Origin of the sequence: Blastococcus sp. Marseille-P5729, assembly GCF_900292035.1 — a bacterium.
Taxonomy (GTDB): domain Bacteria; phylum Actinomycetota; class Actinomycetes; order Mycobacteriales; family Antricoccaceae; genus Cumulibacter.
Map to the genome: position 1 here is coordinate 199,847 of NZ_OMPO01000001.1, position 16,254 is coordinate 216,100.

The window sequence follows — 16,254 nt, forward strand, 5'->3', positions numbered from 1 at the left end:
GTCAGTCCAGCTTCGAGATCACGGCCTCGGCCGTCTCGACGGTGATGTGGGTGCGGATGGGGCGCTGCCCGTTGCCGTCCAGGGTGGTGCGCAGGTTCGGCAGTACGGTGTTGGCGACCCTGGCAACGCTGCGGCCGACGTCATACGGCGGGCCGATCCAGATCGTCAGCCACACCAGGACGGCTTGGGGCGTGGTTCTGACTCGGGCGCGGGCCCGCTCGATGCCTTGCTGGTTCAGCGCATCACGCTCGATGCACTCGGCCAGATGACTGCCGGACACGTCGAGGGTCCCGCCCGGATCGTGCGCGAGCTCGATCCGTGAGCTGCCCTGCAGCCGAACCTGGTTCGACACCCACCAGACGCTTCCGGCGACGAGCGCGATCAGGACGGCGATGAGAGCCGGCCACAGCCAGCGGCCGTTGTCCTCGTACCAGGCAACGGTCGGCGACGACAGGACCGGGCTGGCGGCGCGCCGCGAACCCAGGGCGCCGGTCGAGTGCAGCAGCACCGCGACGCCGAGCAACCCGAGGACGCCGCCGAGCAGCCGCAGGATGAGGCGGTCGGTCCGGTCGGTCCGCTCGTCGTTCATGCCGCGTCGCCGCCCTGGTCGGCGGTGACGCTCGCCGGCCTGCTCACCTCGGCGGCAGCGGGACCGTTGCCGACGATCTCGAGATCGATCCGCGGCATTCGGCTCCAGGGGATCTGCTTCAGGGCGTGGGTGATGGCCTCCTCGAGATCGCGTTGCACCCGATCCGGGCTGGCCAGCGGAGCAGTCGCGTTCACCCGGGCGACGTCCTTGGTGACCTCGACGCTCGCGGAGGCGACCCCGGAGACGGCCTCTGCCTGGCGACGCAGCATCTGGGCGACTGCCCGCGGTGGAATGACGACGTCGATCTCCTCGGTCGGCTTGGTCAAGGCGAACAGCCGCGGACGGCTGAGCCCCGCGACCAGCAGGAGCAGCAGTCCGACGATCAGCAGCGCGATCCCGGCGTAGACGACCTCCATCGCCTTCCACGGCGTGCTGCGCAGGGCCGCGTACCACGAGGCGGTCGGCAGCAGGAACTCGCCGCCGCCGGTGAGCCACGAGACGATCTCACCGATGCCGAGCCCGGCCAGCCCGAGCAGCACCAGCCCCACGAGCGCGCTGATGGTCCGGAGCAGGACCCGCTGGCCGGTGCTCATCGCACCCGAGCCTGGCGCTCGAGGTTGACCGGCTGGGCCTCCACGTCGACGGCGACCACCTGCAGCCCGCACAGCCGCTCGACGTCGTCGGTCACCACCTGGCGCACGGACCTGGCGAAGGTGGTCATCGATATGGGGTACAGCGCGCCCACCGAGACTGCGAGCCGGGCGTGCCGGCCGTTGATGTCCGCGCGTGCGCGGGGGATGACCGAGGACGGTGCGTGCTCGTGCGTGCGTGGGGTGACCGCCCGGTCGGCGCGGTGGCAGGCGAACGCCGCGATCCGCTCGACGACGTGAGGCGATACGCGGGTGATGCCGCGGGCGGATGCGTCGTCGGCGCCCCCGCCGGGCCACCCACCCGTGGGCGAGCTCATACCCGGTCGCGGCCCTTGCTGCCGCGCGTGACGGATCCGAGGTCGAGCTCTCCGTCGACGACGCGGCCGAGGACGAGGCCGATCGCGCCGAGCGCCGCGACCAGCAAGAAACCGGCGAACCCGCCCACGATCGCGGCGAGCCCCAGCGCCATACCGGCGATGAGTCCGATCTGTGCTGAGCTCATATGCTCCTCCGTGGTCGTCCTTGGCCGTCGACGCTGGTCGCGCCGCTGCCCGACGACGCGCTGTCAGCGTCACCGGTCGGCGCGGCGATGTCCTCGACGTGCACCATCACCTCGCCAGCGTAGTCGCCGGCAACATCGCGGACCGCGCGCTGCACCGCGCGGCCGAGACGAACCAGGTCATAGGACTGATCGGCCACGATGTGCACGTCGACGCGGCCGGTTCCGGTACGCACGCCCCAGATCCGGCCGCTCGGCGAATAGGTGGACGCCGTCCCGTGCGGACCGGCGTGCATCGCCAGCACGCCGTCGGTCGCCAGGGCAGCGTCGCGGATCGTCTCGGGAGCGCTCACTGCAGCCGCTTGTCCCGTAGATCGCCGATCGGTGGCAGGTTGACGTCGTCGACGGTGATGTTGACCTCGACCACCTGCAGACCGGTCAGCCGCTCGACCGCCGCGATCACGTGTCGGCGTACGTCGCGGGCAATCTGGGTGATGGGCGTGCCGTACTCGACAACGATGTCGAGGTCGACCGCAGCCTGGGTCTGTCCGACCTCCACCGACACGCCGGACGTCGGCGCCGGGGCGTTGCCCGGGATCCGGTCGCGCACCGAGGTCACCGAGCGGGCCGCCCCCAGGCCGAGGTTGTGCACCCCCGCGACCTCACGCGCGGCGAGTGCGGCGATCTTGGCGACCACGATCTCCGAGACTGTGGTGCGCCCGTTGTCGATCGGTAGCCCCTCGGTGGCCGGCTCGTGGACCGGCCCAGCCGGCGGTGCGGCGGTCGGCTGCGGCCCGTCCACCGGAGGACGCACGATGGGGGAGGACTGCTCGCTCTGATGATCGTCCGAGGTGGCCACGGTGCCATCTTTCCTAATCGCCGGTGACGTGTCGACCGCTTCGGCGAGCGTGTCGGTCAGCCGAGGTGCCGCCGCAGCACGGTGCCCGCCGGCCCGCTGCTCGCTGCGAGATCGCGGACGGCGCGGTAGACCTGCTGTGCCGTGTGGGTGGGCTCGTCTACGTCGTGCACCTGCCCCGGCAGCAGGATCGGGGTGTCCACGACCAGCTCGGCGTACCGAGGTAGGCGGTCGGCGCCCTCGGCGGCTAGCACGTCGAGCATCATCCGCTGGCCGGATCCCGTCACGCTGATCGCGATCGAGCCCTGGCACGGGTAATGGCTGGCGATGCCGTTGAGCGCCAGGTAGACCGGTCGCCGTCCGGCGAGTACCGGGGCGAACGACCGGGCCGCGACGAAGTGCGCGGTGAGGTGGCTGTCGATCGTCTGTCGCCAGGCGTGAATCGGCAGCTCGAGCCCGGGCTCGCCCACCTTCCAGCCGCCGACGGCGGCGACCGCGAGCTCGACTCCCGCGCCGGCCAGTCCGCCCGCGAGACGTTCCGCGGCGTCCGCGTCGGTGAGGTCGACCTGGTGCGTGCGGACGCCGTCGATCCCCGCGAGCCGGCGCAGTCGTTCATCGTCGCGCCCGACCGCGTGCACCTGCGCGCCGTCCGCGGCGAAGGCGCGGGTGAGCGCACTGCCGACCATGCCGGTCGCACCCAGCACGAGCACCCGCTGCCATTCCTGCGACATCACGCCTCCTGCAGCCGTTAGAGTCGACATCCTGGACCACGGTAGTGATGACGGGGAGTCGAATGGCAACGAACGGCACGACGAGCGACCGACCGGACCGTACGCCGGGTCTCCGCGCGCTGCTGCGGGTTCCCGCAGATCCCGACGCCGCCCGGGCGCGGCTCGCCGAGATCACGCCGGACTCGATACCGGCCGGGCCCTCCTCCAAGGATGACGGCAAGGACGCGCTGCAGAAGTACGGCGATGAGCTCTACGACCTGCAGGAGCGGTTCTACGCGGCTGCCCGCGGGGGCGTGGACCGCCGGATCCTAATCGTGCTGCAAGGCATGGACACCTCCGGCAAGGGTGGGGTCATCGAGCACGTCATCGGGCTGATCAACCCCGGCGGCGTCCGCATTCACTCCTTCAAGACGCCGACCGAGGAGGAGAGGCAGCATGACTTCCTCTGGCGGGTGCGCCGGGCGTTGCCGGGTCAGGGCCAGATCGGCATCTTCGACCGCTCGCACTACGAGGACGTGCTGATCGCGAAGGTGCGCCAGCTAGTGGACGCCGACACGATCGAGCAGCGGTACGCGCAGATCAACGAGTTCGAGAAGGAGCTCGTCGATGACGGCTACACGCTGCTGAAGTGCTTTCTGAACATCTCCAAGAACGAGCAGAAGGAGCGCCTGTTGGCGCGACTGGACGATCCGACGAAGCACTGGAAGTTCAACCCGGGCGACGTGGACGAGCGGGCCCTCTGGGATGACTACCAGGATGCCTACTTCCTGGCCCTGACCCGGTGCTCCACCGAGCATGCGCCCTGGTACGCCGTGCCCTCGGATCGCAAGTGGTACCGCAACTGGGCCATCGGTCAGCTGCTAGTGGAGACCCTCCGCGAGCTGGACCCGCAGTACCCGCGGATGGACTTCGACGTCGAGGAGCAGCGTCAGCGCCTGCTCACCGCAGACTGACGACCGCAGAACTAGGGCTCGGTGCCGTTCATGACGGCGCCGAGGCGTGCCGCGCGTTCGCTGCGCACCAGACTCTCGAGGGTGACCCGGTTGCCGTCGTAGTCGGTCAGCGGCACCCGCCAGTTCGGGTACTCGTCGAGCGTGCCGGGCTGGTTCTGCATCCGGCGGTCGCCGACGGCGTCGGTCAACGCGGCGTTGAGCACGCGGGCGCTGGTCGACCGCAGGTGCCGGTGCAGGGCGAGGATCTCGTCCTCGGTCTGGTCGCTGCCCGTGCCGGGGCGGAGCATGCCGCGCCGAGTCAGGATCGAACGCCAGCGCTCCAGGTCCGCCTCCTGGTCGGCCCGTTCGGCAGCCAACGGCCGCCCGAGCAGGCCGAGCCGGTCGCGGACGGCGAGATGCGCGTGCTCGAGGTAACCGGCGGTGGGGGCGAGGTCGTGGGTGGTCACCGACGCCATCGACATCTCCCGGAACCGGTCCGCCGCCTGCGGTGCGCCGTCCCAGCCGCGCTCGAACCACAGCACCGAGGTGCCCAGCACGCCACGCTCCGCGAGGTAGTCACGGACCCATCCCTCGACGGTGCCGAGATCCTCGCCGACGACCAGGGCCCCCGCGCGGTGCGCCTCGAGCATCAGGATGCCGACCAGGGCGTCGTGGTCGTAGCGTACGTAGGTGCCCTCGGTAGGACGGTGCCCCTCGGGTATCCACCACAGCCGGAACAGCCCGATGATGTGATCCACGCGAATGCCGCCGGAGTGCGCGAGCATCGATCGGAGCATGTCCCGGAACGGCTGATACCCCAGCTCGGCCATCCGGTCGGGTCGCCAGGGCGCCTGGCTCCAGTCCTGCCCGAGGCGGTTGTAGGCATCGGGCGGGGCACCCACGCTCACGCCGGTGGCGAACGTGTCGTGCCGCGCCCACGCCTCACTGCTTGCCGGGCCGACGCCCACGGCGATGTCGTTCATGATGCCGATCCGCATCCCGGCATCGACCGCGCGTGCCTGCGCCGCGACCATCTGCTCGCCGGCGATCCACTGCAGCCAGCAGTGGAACTCGACCCGCGCGCGGTGCCGGTCGGCGTATGCGCTGACCTCGTCCGAACGCGGGTCGCGGAGCTCGTTCGGCCAGGTCCGCCAGTCGTGCCCGTGCTCCTCGGTGAGCGCGCACCAGGCGGCGTAGTCGACGAGGTGGCGGCCGTGCCGCGCGCGGAATCCGTCGTACGACACCTGTCGCAGATCGGTGAGCCCGTGATCGTGGATCGCTTGTAGAGCGGCGATCTTGGCGGTCCACACGGCATCGCGATCAATCGCGTCGCCGTCGGCCACCATGGCCAGCAGATCGCCACGCAGGCGAGCCACCCCGGCTCGGGTGTGTTCGTCGAGCAGCGCGTACTCGTCAATCGCCTCTGGTCGCACGTAGATCGGGTTGATGAATCTACGGCTCGTAGGTGAGTACGGGGATGACCCGATCGGTACCGATGGCTCGGCGGCGTGCAAGGGATTGGTCAGCAGGTAGTCGGCGCCCTGCTGGGCTGCGGACCAGACTGCCAGGTCCGCGAGGTCCTGCAGGTCCCCGATGCCCCAGCTGGCCGCCGAGCTCACGCTGTAGAGCTGGACGGCGTACCCCCAGATCTGCCCGCCACCGACGCGTTCGGGGATGCCGAGATACCGCGGGCACACGATCAGCCGCGACTCGTGCCGATGCTCGCCGTTCACGAGCTGGAGCGTGTGATAGCCGAGTGGGAGGTGGGCGGGCAGGCGGAAGGAGGCCTCGCCGACCGGGGCTCCGTCGACCTCGCGGTCAGGCTCCCAGTTGTCGACCTGGAACAGGGGGAGACTCTCGCCGTTCTCGAGCACGACCTGCACTGCTGCCGGTGTCCCGGCCGGCACGTGCACCACGACGTCCCCCTCGTGCCCGGTGCGGTGGACCACGCAGGGCGGAAGGGGGCGCCGCCAGGCCTCGTCGCGCCGCGCTTCGAGTGCGGCGCGGGCGCGCTCCGGGGTCGAGGCGTCCACGCCCAGCGCAGCCAGCACCGCGATCAGTGTCTCGTCGGGGACGGAAGAGCGGCCCTCGGCCGCCCAGTTCTCGGTCGCTATGCGGTAGGCCGCCGCGAGCGCATGCAGGTCGCTCACGACTCGTCGGCGGGCGCTTCCTCGAGGATCAGCACCGCGCGGGCCGGCACCGTGATGCTCGTGCCCGCCGGCAGGGTGTCCTCGCTCGGCTCGTGCTGGCCGGTGGCGGCGTCGACCACCAGGCGCCACTGCTGGCCGTAGTCGCTGTCCGGGATGGTGAACTCCAGGTCGCCCTCATGCGCGTTGAACAGCAGCAGGAACGACGAGTCGACGATCCGCTCACCGCGGTAGTTGGTGCCTTTGATGCCCTGCCCGTTCAGGAACACCATGATCGACTTGCCGAACCCGGCTCCCCAGTCCTTCTCGGTCATCTCCGCCCCGGACGGCGTGAGCCACGCGATGTCGCGCTCTACGTTGCCCTTGGCGCCGGGCTGCGGGTGCCCGTCGAAGAACCTGCGGCGGCGGAAGATCGGGTGCTCGGTACGCAGCCGGGTCACCGCTGCGGTGAACTCCAGCAGCTCCGCATCGACGTTCTCCCAGTCGATCCAGGTCAGCTCGTTGTCCTGGCAGTACGCGTTGTTGTTGCCATTCTGGGTACGGCCGAGCTCGTCGCCGTACAGGATCATCGGAACGCCCTGCGAGACCAGCAGCGTGGTGATGAAGCTGCGTGCCCGCCGGCGGCGCAGGTCGATGATCGCGGCGTCGTCCGTCGGCCCCTCGATGCCCGAGTTCCACGACCGGTTGTGGCTCTCGCCGTCCCGGTTGCCCTCGCCGTTCGCGTCGTTGTGCTTCTCGTTGTACGACACCAGGTCGCGCAGCGTGAACCCGTCGTGCGCGGTCACGAAGTTGATCGAGGCCGCCGGACGGCGACCGTTGTGCGCGTACAGGTCGGAGGAGCCCGTCAGGCGGGAGGCGAACTCGCCCAGGGTCGCCGGCTCGCCGCGCCAGAAATCCCGCACGGTGTCGCGGTACTTGCCGTTCCACTCGGTCCACAGCGGCGGGAAGTTGCCCACCTGGTAGCCGCCGGCGCCGATGTCCCACGGCTCGGCGATCAGCTTGACCTGGCTCACGACCGGGTCCTGCTGGACCAGGTCGAAGAAGGCCGACAGCCGGTCCACGTCGTGCAGCTCGCGGGCCAGGGTGGAGGCGAGATCGAAGCGGAAGCCGTCGACGTGCATCTCGGTGACCCAGTACCGCAGCGAGTCCATGATCAGCTGCAGGGCGTGCGGCATTCGCGCGTTGAAGGAGTTGCCGGTGCCGGTGTAGTCGACGTACTTGCTGGGGTCGGAGTCGCTGAGCCGGTAGTACGCAGCGTTATCGATGCCCCGGAAGGACAAGGTCGGGCCGAGGTGGTTGCCCTCGGCGGTGTGGTTGTACACGACGTCGAGGATGACCTCGATGTCCGCGCGGTGCAGTGCCTTGACCATCGCCTTGAACTCCTGCACCTGCTGGCCGGCGTCCCCGCCGGAGGAGTACGCGTTGTGGGGGGCGAAGAACCCGATGGTGTTGTAGCCCCAGTAGTTGCGCAGCCCTTCGCGCAGCAGACGGTCGTCCTGCACGAACTGATGCACCGGCATGAGCTCGATCGCCGTGACCCCGAGGTTCTTCAGGTGCTCGATGATCACCGGGTGCGCGATCGCGGCATACGTGCCGCGCAGCTCCTCGGGGATGTCGGGGTGCGTTTCAGTGAGCCCCTTGACGTGCGCCTCGTAGATCACCGTGTTGTGGTACGGCGTCGCCGGCGGGTAGTCGTTGCCCCAGTCGAAGAAGGGGTTGATGACGACCGAGCGCATGGTGTACGGCGCCGAGTCGTTCTCGTCGGGGGTGTTCTCATCGCCCATCTCGTAGCCGAACACCGCCGGGTTCCACTCCACCTCGCCGGAGATCGCCTTGGCGTACGGGTCCAGCAGCAGCTTGGCCGGGTTACAGCGGGCTCCCATCGAGAAGTCGGTCGCACCGTGCACCCGATAGCCATACTTCTGACCGGGTTCGACGCCAGGCAGATAGCAGTGCCACACGAAGCCGTCGACCTCCGGCAGCGAGACGACGTCGGTCTGCTCGCCATCGTCGTTGAACAGCACGAGCTCGACCTCTGTGGCGACCTCGCTGAACAGCGCGAAGTTCGTGCCCGTTCCGTCGTAGGTCGAACCGAGGGGGTAGGCCTTTCCGGGCCAGATCTCCATGTGTTCCTCTCCAACAGCCGGCACCGCACCGGCACGGTGACCGATTCTCCCAGGTCTGCGAGATCCCACCTGTCGGTGGGTAGTCGTACCCTAGGGCCGTGCGAGCCAAGAGCGAACTAGTACCCACGCAGGGCACCTTCGAGGTGGTCAGCGACTTCGCGCCGTCCGGTGACCAGCCGACCGCGATCGCCGACCTGGAGCGGCGTATTCAGGCAGGAGAGAAGGACGTCGTCCTGCTGGGCGCCACCGGCACCGGAAAGTCGGCGACCACGGCCTGGCTGATCGAGCGGCTCAACCGGCCCACCCTCGTGATGGCCCACAACAAGACCCTGGCGGCGCAGCTGGCGAACGAGTTTCGCGAGCTGCTGCCGAACAACGCCGTCGAGTACTTCGTCTCGTACTACGACTACTACCAGCCCGAGGCCTACGTCCCGCAGACCGATACCTACATCGAGAAGGACTCCTCGATCAACGAGGAGGTCGAGCGGCTGCGGCACAAGGCGACGATGTCGCTGCTGACCCGGCGGGACGTCGTCGTGGTCGCGACCGTCTCGTGCATCTACGGCCTGGGGACCCCGAAGGAGTATGTCGACGCGTCGGTCCGGCTGAAGGTCGGCGAGGACTACGACCGCGACCGGCTGCTGCGCAAGCTCGTCGACATGCAGTACGTGCGCAACGATCTCGCCTTCAACCGCGGGACGTTCCGGGTGCGTGGCGACACCGTCGAGATCATCCCGGCGTACGAGGAGCTGGCGCTGCGGATCGAGATGTTCGGCGACGAGGTCGAGCGGCTCTACCACCTCAACCCGCTGACCGGCGAGGTCGTGGGGGAGGCCGAGGAGATCTTCATATTCCCCGCGACGCACTACGCGGCCGGGCCGGAGGCGATCGAGCGGGCGGTACGCGGTATCGAGCTCGAGCTGGAGCAGCGGCTCGCCGAGCTGGAGAAGCAGGGCAAGCTGCTCGAGGCGCAGCGGCTGCGGATGCGGACGCAGTACGACGTCGAGATGATCCGCCAGGTCGGCTTCTGCTCGGGCATCGAGAACTACTCGCGGCACCTGGACGGTCGTGCAGCGGGATCGGCCCCGTCCTGTCTGCTCGACTACTTCCCCGAGGACTTCCTGCTGGTGATCGACGAGTCGCACCAGACGGTGCCGCAGATCGGCGCGATGTACGAGGGGGACATGTCGCGCAAGCGCACGCTGGTCGAGCACGGCTTCCGGCTCCCCAGCGCCATGGACAACCGGCCGCTGAAGTTCGAGGAGTTCACCGACCGCATCGGCCAGACCGTCTACCTGTCGGCGACGCCCGCGAAGTACGAGCTCGACCTCGCGGGCGGCGAGTTCGTGGAGCAGGTGATCCGCCCGACCGGCCTGATCGATCCCGAGGTGGTCGTGAAGCCGACGAAGGGCCAGATCGACGATCTGATCCACGAGATCCGCACCCGCACCGAGAAGAACGAGCGGGTACTCGTGACCACCCTGACCAAGAAGATGGCAGAGGATCTCACCGACTACCTGCTCGAGCTCGGCATCCGGGTGCGCTATCTGCACTCCGAGGTCGACACGCTCCGGCGCGTCGAGCTGCTCAAGGAGCTGCGCAAGGGCGAGTTCGACGTGCTGGTCGGCATCAACCTGTTGCGTGAGGGCCTCGATCTGCCCGAGGTGTCGCTGGTGGCGATCCTCGACGCCGACAAGGAAGGCTTCCTGCGCTCGGGCACCTCGCTGATCCAGACCATCGGCCGCGCGGCGCGCAATGTCTCCGGGCAGGTGCACATGTACGCCGACACGATCACCCCGTCGATGGCGCAGGCCATCGACGAGACCAACCGGCGGCGAGAGCGGCAGCGGGCGTACAACGAGGAGCACGGCATCGACCCGCAGCCGCTGCGCAAGAAGATCGTCGACATCCTGGACGGCATCTACGACGAGGCCGACGACGCCATCCCGGTCGGTGGCAGCGGACGATCGCAGTCGCGCGGCAAGAAGAGCGTCCCCGGCGGCGGGGAGGTGTCGGCCGGTGTCATCCCCGATAACCCGCAGTCGCTGCCTCGGGCTGAGTTGGCGGACCTGATCGCCAAGCTCGAGGAGCAGATGCTGGCCGCGGCTCGCGAGCTGCAGTTCGAGCTAGCTGCCCGGCTACGCGACGAGATCTCCGACCTCAAGCGGGAACTGCGCGGCATGGACCGCGCGGGCGTCTGAGCTACATCATCCCGGCGGCGTGAGCGCCTACGGTGGACGCGAGCTCGCTGATCTGCTCCCGGACGCCGGCGTCCGGCTCGCCCTCGACGACGAGCGGGTCGGCCACCGGCGTCCACTCCATGCCGGTGGTAATGGCCTCGAGCGCGCGCAGCGCCCCGGAGGCGTCGCTGCCCGAATGCAGCACGGCCGCGAACGGCAGCCGCTTGGTCGCCTCGAGACAGGGGTAGTAGACCTGGTCGAAGTAGTGCTTCAGCGCACCCGAGAGGTAGCCGATGTTCACCGGTGACAGCAGGACGATGCCGTGGGCGGTGAGCGTGTCGTGGGCTCCGGCGGTCAGCGCGGGCAACGAGACCGCCTCCACCTCGGCGAGCTCCTCGATGCCGAGGCCCTGCAGCGCCGCCTCGTGCACGGCCGCGGTCGAGATCGACACCGTGTGGTGGACGACGAGAACCTTCGTGGACTCTGCCATTGCTGCTCCTTTCGGGTCCTGTAGCCACGATGCCACGGTTACGCTGCAGGCATGATCGATGAGTCGCTTCGCGGGCCGTTCTACCGGCTGAGTCTGCCGCAGATCAGAGCGCTGGTCGCCGAGAACGGCGTCTGCGGCCTGGCCGAGCGCACCCTCGAGGCGATCGATCGGATCAACCCGCGGCTGAACGCATTCGTGCATCTCGACCGCGACCGTGTGCTGGCCGAGGCCCGTGCGCTGGACCAGCTGCCCGCGACTGAGCGAGGGCCGCTACACGGAATCCCGATCGGGGTCAAGGACCTGATCGACGTCGCCGGCTGGCCGATGACCGCCGGTTCGCGAGTGATGAGCGGAAACACCCCCGGCCGGGACGCCGCGGTGATCACCCGGCTACGCGCGGCGGGGGCCCTCGTCGTGGGCATGACGCTCACCCACGAGTTCGCCTACGGTACGACCGGTGACGTCAGCAGCCACGGCGCAGCGCACAACCCGCACCGGCTGACGCACATGACCGGTGCGTCGTCCGCGGGCAGCGGAGCGGCCGCGGCCGCCGGGCTGGTCCCGCTCGCTCTCGGCAGCGACACCGGCGGCTCGATTCGAGTGCCTGCGGCACTGTGCGGGGTGTTCGGCGTCAAACCCGGCCACGGCGAGGTGTCGATCGACGGAGTGCAGGCGCTCGCGCCGAGCCTGGACCATGTCGGCGTCCTCGCGCACGACTCCGACCTCGCCTGGCTGGCGATGTCCGTGCTGAGCGGCCGTCGCGAGCCCGAGCCGGCTGCACCGCAGTGGTCCTGGCTGGACATCGATCGGGTTCCGCTGGTCGACCCGCGCATCGCAACCGCGGTGCGGGGGATGTTCGACGAGGTCTCCGGACACAGCACCCTGGAGGTAGCGCTGGGCAACTGGCCCGAGATGCGCGGCGTGGCCGGCACGATCATGAGCCGCGAGGCATGGGACACCCACGCGCACCAGCTTGACGTACGCAAGGCGGACTACGCAGAGTCCACCTGGGAGCGGATCGACTCCGGCCGGCACATCGGCGACGAGCAGTACGCCGATGCACGGCGCACCCAACGGCTGTGGCGAGACACCATGGCCGCGTTCCTGGACCACGACCAGGTGCTGGTCTGCCCGACGGCGGGCATCCTCGCGCCCGAGATCGGCGTCCGCGAGATGACCGTCGGCGCAGAGGACGGGATCAGCACCCGCATCCTCACCAACCTGACCGTCCGCTGGAACCTCGTGGGATTCCCCGCGGTGTCGGTACCGGCCGGCGAGATCGACGGCCTGCCCTTCGGGATGCAGATCATCGCCAAGCCCGGCTCTGAGAGCGCCTTGCGCGGCGCGGTCGACGAGGTCACACGTCACGTGCGGGGCGCGTCGGGGGCCGGTGGGGCATACTAGGTGAGTTGGTAGGAGGGGAGTACTCCCTAGCATCGCGCTCGTCATCACGGCCGCTGGAGCGGCCCGGGCCGGTGGTCGCTGACTGGCGGCGGAAGAGACCTCCGGATCAAACGGCCCGCCACGTCGTGGTGGCGCAATGAACCGGAAGGCAGCCTTTCTTGCTGACGCACGCCACCGCGGTGCTCGCGGAGACCAACCCAGACACCGGCCAGCCCTTCTTCCCCGGCTGGGTATGGGCAGTCACGATCGTCGGCGTGCTGACGCTGATCGCGATCGACTTGTTCGTCGTCGACAGCAAGCCGCACGAGGTCGGCACCAAGGAAGCGGCGCGCTGGGTGTCCTTCTACGTGGCGCTCGCGGTGCTGTTCGGGCTCGGGATGTGGGTGCTGGTGGACGGTGCCCATTCCCTGGAGTTCTTCTCCGGGTACATCCTCGAGTACTCGTTGAGCGTCGACAACCTGTTCGTGTTCGTGCTCATCATGAGCTCCTTCACCGTCCCGAAGATCCACCAGCACCGGGTGCTGCTGATCGGCATCCTCATCGCGCTGATCCTGCGGACCATCTTCATCGTCCTGGGCGCGGCCGTCATCTCCCGCTTTCAGGCCGTCTTCTTCCTGTTCGGTGCCTTCCTGCTGTTCACGGCATGGAAGCTGGCAACCGAGTCCGATGACGATGAGGAGGAGTACGAGGAGAGCAAGCTGATCCGGCTGGTTCGCAAGATCTACCCGGTCACCGATGACTATCACGGGACGAAGACCACCGTGAAGATCGACGGCAAGCGCTGGCTCACCCCGATGTTCATCGTGATGCTCGCGATCGGCTCGACAGACCTGCTGTTCGCGCTGGACTCGATCCCGGCCATCTTCGGCGTGACAAAGGAGCCATACATCGTCTTCACCGCGAACGCCTTCGCGCTGATGGGCCTGCGACAGCTCTACTTCCTGATCGGTGGCCTGCTCGACAAGCTCGTCTACCTGTCGAAGGGCCTGTCGATCATCCTGGGATTCATCGGCCTGAAGCTCATCTACGAGGCGAGCGCCGCGGTCGGCTGGCTCCCGCACATCGACACCAAGCTGCTCACGATCATCTCGCTGGGCTTCATCGTCCTCGTCCTGATCGTCACGACTGTGCTCAGCCTGCGCAAGAGCCGAGCCGACCAGCAGACCAGCATCGTCGACGAGGCGCGCTACATGGCGAGGCACGACCCTCCGGGCGATGCCTAGTCCCGATCGGGCAGCTCAGCGGTACTGCCGCCGAGGCAAACCCGCCGAGTCTCGGTAGGCTCGGCCGCGTAGAGCCACCCATCGGTGCCGGATTGCACCGCGAGAGCAGGGAGACGATGGACCAGCGCGACCTTCGCACCTCGGACGCCGAACGCATGTCGGCAGCAGAGAAGCTGCAGACCGCGATGTCGGAGGGCTTCCTGACTCTCGACGAGTTCGACGAGCGCACCTCACAGATGCTGTCGTCGCGCACCCGTGGCGAGCTCGCTGACCTCACCACGGATCTGCCGCCCAGGCTGCGCTTCGACCCCAACTACGACGTCGCGGCTACCGCGCCCACGAGTGCAGCCAGCGAGCCGGTGGTGCTCGAACACTCGCTCGACACCGTCAAGCACGGCGAGGGATGGAGCCCACCGCCCCACATGATCGTCAAGGCATGGGGCGGGACGGCGATTCTGGACTTCGCGGCGGCCGACCTGACACTCCGGCAGTATCGGGTCACGGTCGACCTGAAGGGTAGCTCGGCCCGCTTCTACCTACCCGATGGCTGCGGCCTGCAGCTCTCAGGCAGTCTCTCCGGGAACTCCGGGCTGAAGGACAAGCGACGTGTCATGGCGCACGATCCCAGCCAGCCGATGTTCCTCATCGACGGGACGATGACGTGGACGACGTTGAAGTTGATGGGGCCGCGGCGCGGCTGGTGGGACGCATAGGTCCCGCGCGCGACGCCGGGCCGCTTTCGTTACAGCATCTCGCTGCTCTGGCGCAGCTGGTCGATCTCCTCGACGAAGGACTTGGCCCACGCGGCGACGTCGTGCCCCTTGACCTGACGCTGCATCGCGCGCATCCGCTTGCGCCGTTCACCGACGTCCGCGTTGATTGCCTCCAGATACGCGCTCTTCAGACCCTCGATGTCATAGGGGTTGACCAGGTAGGCCTGCTTCAGCTCGCGCGCGGCGCCGGCGAACTCGGAGAGGACCAGCGCCCCGGTGCCGTCGAGCCGACACGCGACGTACTCCTTGGCGACCAGGTTCATGCCGTCTCGGAACGGCGTGACGACCATGATGTCAGCGGCCAGGTAGAGGGCGACCAGCTCCTCCCGGGGCATCGACCGGTGGATGTAGGTGACGGCCGGATTGCCGACCGCGCCGTACGCGCCGTTGATCCGGCCGACGGTGCGCTCGACGTTCTCCCGCAGCAAGCGATACTGCTCGACCCGCTCACGGCTAGGCGTCGCCACCTGCACCATGACGGTCTCCGCGGGGTCCACCTTGCTCTCCTCGAGAAGCTCCTCGAAGACCTCCAGGCGGATCCCGATGCCTTTCGTGTAGTCGAGCCGGTCCACGCCGAGGAGCACGGTGGCGGGGTCGCCGAGGTCGGTGCGTAGCTGCGCGGCCCGCGCCTGCACGGCCGGATCCGCGGCGAGGTCGGCGAAGCTGGCGACGTCGATAGAGATCGGGAAGGCCCGGGCCCGCACCGACCGGCCGTCGACCTGGACGGTCGAGCCGGATGGCTTGAGCCCCAAGCGATCGCGGGTGAGCCGTAGGAAGTTGGCGGCTGCGCCCGGAGTCTGGAAGCCGACCAGGTCGGCGCCGAGCAGGCCCTCGATGATCTGTCGGCGCCAGGGCAGCTGGCTGAACAGCTCGGTGGGTGGGAAGGGGATGTGGAGGAAGAACCCGATCCGGAGGTCGGGGCGCTTCTCGCGCAGCAGGGCCGGAACCAGCTGCAGCTGATAGTCGTGGACCCAGACGAAAGCGCCGTCGTCCGCGACCTCGGCAGCGGCGTCGGCGAATCGCCGATTCACTGCTACATAGGCATTCCACCACGCTCGGTGGTACTCGGCAGGGACGACGCCGTCGTGATAGAGCGGCCACAGCGAGGTGTTCGAGAAGCCTTCGTAGTACTTCTCGACCTCGTCGGCGGTCAGCGGGACCGGGTAGAGGATGAGGCCGTCGTTGCGGAACGGCTCGACGTTCTCCTCGATTGAGTCGGATGCGTCGCCCGCCCAGCCGATCCAGGCGCCATTGCCCTCCCGCTGCCGCATGAGCGGCTCGACCGCGGTGACCAGCCCGCCTGGGGAGCGGCGCCACGATTCCTGGCCATCCTCGTCCCGCACCCGGTCGACCGGCAGGCGGTTGGCGACGACGACGAAATCACTCTTGGCAGCCACGCCTCGACCTTACCCGCGGCCGGACGACGGTAAGCGAGTTCCAGGTTCCCGCACGTAGGCCCAAAACCTCAGAATGCGCCTCGAACGGCCAAAGAACAAGACTGGATTCTGCGCCCTTTCGGCGTAGAGTCGGAGATGTGAGGAAGCGGCCGGTCAGCGGCCAAGCCCTTACAGGCACGAAGCCCTCGGTGGTTGTCCGTAGGCGGGTTAGGACCTCGTGAGCGTCCCCGCATCGGTCGAAGGACCACGACCCACCC

The 16,254-nt window shown here is 68.5% G+C and carries 16 protein-coding genes; 5 read left to right on the forward strand and 11 right to left on the reverse strand.

Annotated elements, in window-relative coordinates; genetic code table 11:
* Position 1 precedes the first annotated feature (1 nt).
* The 7 genes from DAA40_RS00975 to DAA40_RS01005 are packed head-to-tail and all read right to left on the reverse strand — an operon-like array spanning position 2 to position 3,325.
* Positions 2–589: a hypothetical protein gene (locus DAA40_RS00975; protein WP_106847889.1), complete on the reverse strand. Its 588-nt coding sequence runs from the start codon at positions 587–589 to the stop codon at positions 2–4.
* Positions 586–1,182, reverse strand: a complete 597-nt coding sequence (locus tag DAA40_RS00980) for a DUF6286 domain-containing protein (protein WP_106847890.1) — start codon at positions 1,180–1,182, stop codon at positions 586–588. Before DAA40_RS00980 ends, DAA40_RS00975 begins: the two co-directional genes overlap by 4 nt.
* Positions 1,179–1,556 carry a hypothetical protein gene (locus tag DAA40_RS00985; RefSeq protein WP_106847891.1) on the reverse strand — a complete coding sequence of 126 codons (378 nt, stop codon included), beginning with the start codon at positions 1,554–1,556 and terminating at the stop codon, positions 1,179–1,181. The genes DAA40_RS00980 and DAA40_RS00985 overlap by 4 nt, the downstream gene beginning before the upstream one ends.
* Positions 1,553–1,741 (reverse strand): hypothetical protein, encoded by a 189-nt coding sequence (locus tag DAA40_RS00990; protein ID WP_106847892.1) that lies wholly within the window; start codon positions 1,739–1,741, stop codon positions 1,553–1,555. Before DAA40_RS00990 ends, DAA40_RS00985 begins: the two co-directional genes overlap by 4 nt.
* A complete protein-coding gene (locus tag DAA40_RS00995) occupies positions 1,738–2,091 on the reverse strand; it encodes a hypothetical protein (RefSeq protein WP_106847893.1) in 354 nt (117 codons plus the stop codon). The genes DAA40_RS00990 and DAA40_RS00995 overlap by 4 nt, the downstream gene beginning before the upstream one ends.
* The gene (locus DAA40_RS01000) at positions 2,088–2,597 is read right to left on the reverse strand and encodes an Asp23/Gls24 family envelope stress response protein (protein ID WP_234356180.1); all 510 of its coding nucleotides are present in this window, start codon (positions 2,595–2,597) and stop codon (positions 2,088–2,090) included. Before DAA40_RS01000 ends, DAA40_RS00995 begins: the two co-directional genes overlap by 4 nt.
* A 56-nt stretch (positions 2,598–2,653) precedes the next feature.
* Positions 2,654–3,325, reverse strand: a complete 672-nt coding sequence (locus tag DAA40_RS01005; protein ID WP_158716153.1) for an SDR family oxidoreductase — start codon at positions 3,323–3,325, stop codon at positions 2,654–2,656.
* A gap of 62 nt (positions 3,326–3,387) precedes the next feature.
* Between DAA40_RS01005 and DAA40_RS01010 the strand changes: the two genes are divergently transcribed.
* Entirely contained in the window at positions 3,388–4,278 is an 891-nt protein-coding gene (locus DAA40_RS01010; protein WP_199849443.1) for a PPK2 family polyphosphate kinase, read from the forward strand.
* An 11-nt stretch (positions 4,279–4,289) separates the two neighbouring features.
* Here DAA40_RS01010 and malQ read toward each other — a convergent pair whose 3' ends face one another.
* Positions 4,290–6,407: a 4-alpha-glucanotransferase gene (gene malQ, locus DAA40_RS01015; protein WP_106847896.1), complete on the reverse strand. Its 2,118-nt coding sequence runs from the start codon at positions 6,405–6,407 to the stop codon at positions 4,290–4,292.
* Positions 6,404–8,530, reverse strand: a complete 2,127-nt coding sequence (glgX, locus tag DAA40_RS01020) for a glycogen debranching protein GlgX (protein ID WP_106847897.1) — start codon at positions 8,528–8,530, stop codon at positions 6,404–6,406. Before glgX ends, malQ begins: the two co-directional genes overlap by 4 nt.
* 98 nt (positions 8,531–8,628) lie before the next feature.
* On the opposite strand from glgX, the gene uvrB reads away from it, so the two are divergent.
* Positions 8,629–10,731 (forward strand): excinuclease ABC subunit UvrB, encoded by a 2,103-nt coding sequence (gene uvrB, locus DAA40_RS01025; protein ID WP_106847898.1) that lies wholly within the window; start codon positions 8,629–8,631, stop codon positions 10,729–10,731.
* A 1-nt stretch (position 10,732) separates the two neighbouring features.
* Here uvrB and DAA40_RS01030 read toward each other — a convergent pair whose 3' ends face one another.
* The gene (locus DAA40_RS01030; protein ID WP_106847899.1) at positions 10,733–11,200 is read right to left on the reverse strand and encodes a flavodoxin family protein; all 468 of its coding nucleotides are present in this window, start codon (positions 11,198–11,200) and stop codon (positions 10,733–10,735) included.
* A 51-nt stretch (positions 11,201–11,251) separates the two neighbouring features.
* On the opposite strand from DAA40_RS01030, the gene DAA40_RS01035 reads away from it, so the two are divergent.
* From DAA40_RS01035 to DAA40_RS01045, 3 genes are all read left to right on the forward strand, one after another.
* Positions 11,252–12,604: an amidase gene (locus DAA40_RS01035; RefSeq protein WP_106847900.1), complete on the forward strand. Its 1,353-nt coding sequence runs from the start codon at positions 11,252–11,254 to the stop codon at positions 12,602–12,604.
* A 158-nt stretch (positions 12,605–12,762) separates the two neighbouring features.
* Complete coding sequence (locus DAA40_RS01040) at positions 12,763–13,827, forward strand: TerC/Alx family metal homeostasis membrane protein (RefSeq protein ID WP_106847901.1); 1,065 nt, start codon at positions 12,763–12,765, stop codon at positions 13,825–13,827.
* Positions 13,828–13,943: 116 nt separating this feature from the next.
* Positions 13,944–14,540 carry a DUF1707 domain-containing protein gene (locus tag DAA40_RS01045; RefSeq protein WP_106847902.1) on the forward strand — a complete coding sequence of 199 codons (597 nt, stop codon included), beginning with the start codon at positions 13,944–13,946 and terminating at the stop codon, positions 14,538–14,540.
* Between the two features lie 29 nt (positions 14,541–14,569).
* Here DAA40_RS01045 and DAA40_RS01050 read toward each other — a convergent pair whose 3' ends face one another.
* Complete coding sequence (locus DAA40_RS01050) at positions 14,570–15,997, reverse strand: trehalose-6-phosphate synthase (protein ID WP_106847903.1); 1,428 nt, start codon at positions 15,995–15,997, stop codon at positions 14,570–14,572.
* Between the last annotated feature and the right edge of the window lie 257 nt (positions 15,998–16,254).

Coding starts and splice junctions, on each gene's coding strand:
- DAA40_RS00980 (WP_106847890.1), bottom strand. CDS start 1,182: ATGAGCACCGGCCAGCGGGTCCTGCTCCGGACCATCAGCGCGCTCGTG.
- DAA40_RS00975 (WP_106847889.1), bottom strand. CDS start 589: ATGAACGACGAGCGGACCGACCGGACCGACCGCCTCATCCTGCGGCTG.
- DAA40_RS01045 (WP_106847902.1), top strand. CDS start 13,944: ATGGACCAGCGCGACCTTCGCACCTCGGACGCCGAACGCATGTCGGCA.
- glgX (WP_106847897.1), bottom strand. CDS start 8,530: ATGGAGATCTGGCCCGGAAAGGCCTACCCCCTCGGTTCGACCTACGAC.
- DAA40_RS01010 (WP_199849443.1), top strand. CDS start 3,388: ATGGCAACGAACGGCACGACGAGCGACCGACCGGACCGTACGCCGGGT.
- DAA40_RS00990 (WP_106847892.1), bottom strand. CDS start 1,741: ATGAGCTCAGCACAGATCGGACTCATCGCCGGTATGGCGCTGGGGCTC.
- DAA40_RS01030 (WP_106847899.1), bottom strand. CDS start 11,200: ATGGCAGAGTCCACGAAGGTTCTCGTCGTCCACCACACGGTGTCGATC.
- DAA40_RS01035 (WP_106847900.1), top strand. CDS start 11,252: ATGATCGATGAGTCGCTTCGCGGGCCGTTCTACCGGCTGAGTCTGCCG.
- DAA40_RS00985 (WP_106847891.1), bottom strand. CDS start 1,556: ATGAGCTCGCCCACGGGTGGGTGGCCCGGCGGGGGCGCCGACGACGCA.
- DAA40_RS01005 (WP_158716153.1), bottom strand. CDS start 3,325: ATGTCGCAGGAATGGCAGCGGGTGCTCGTGCTGGGTGCGACCGGCATG.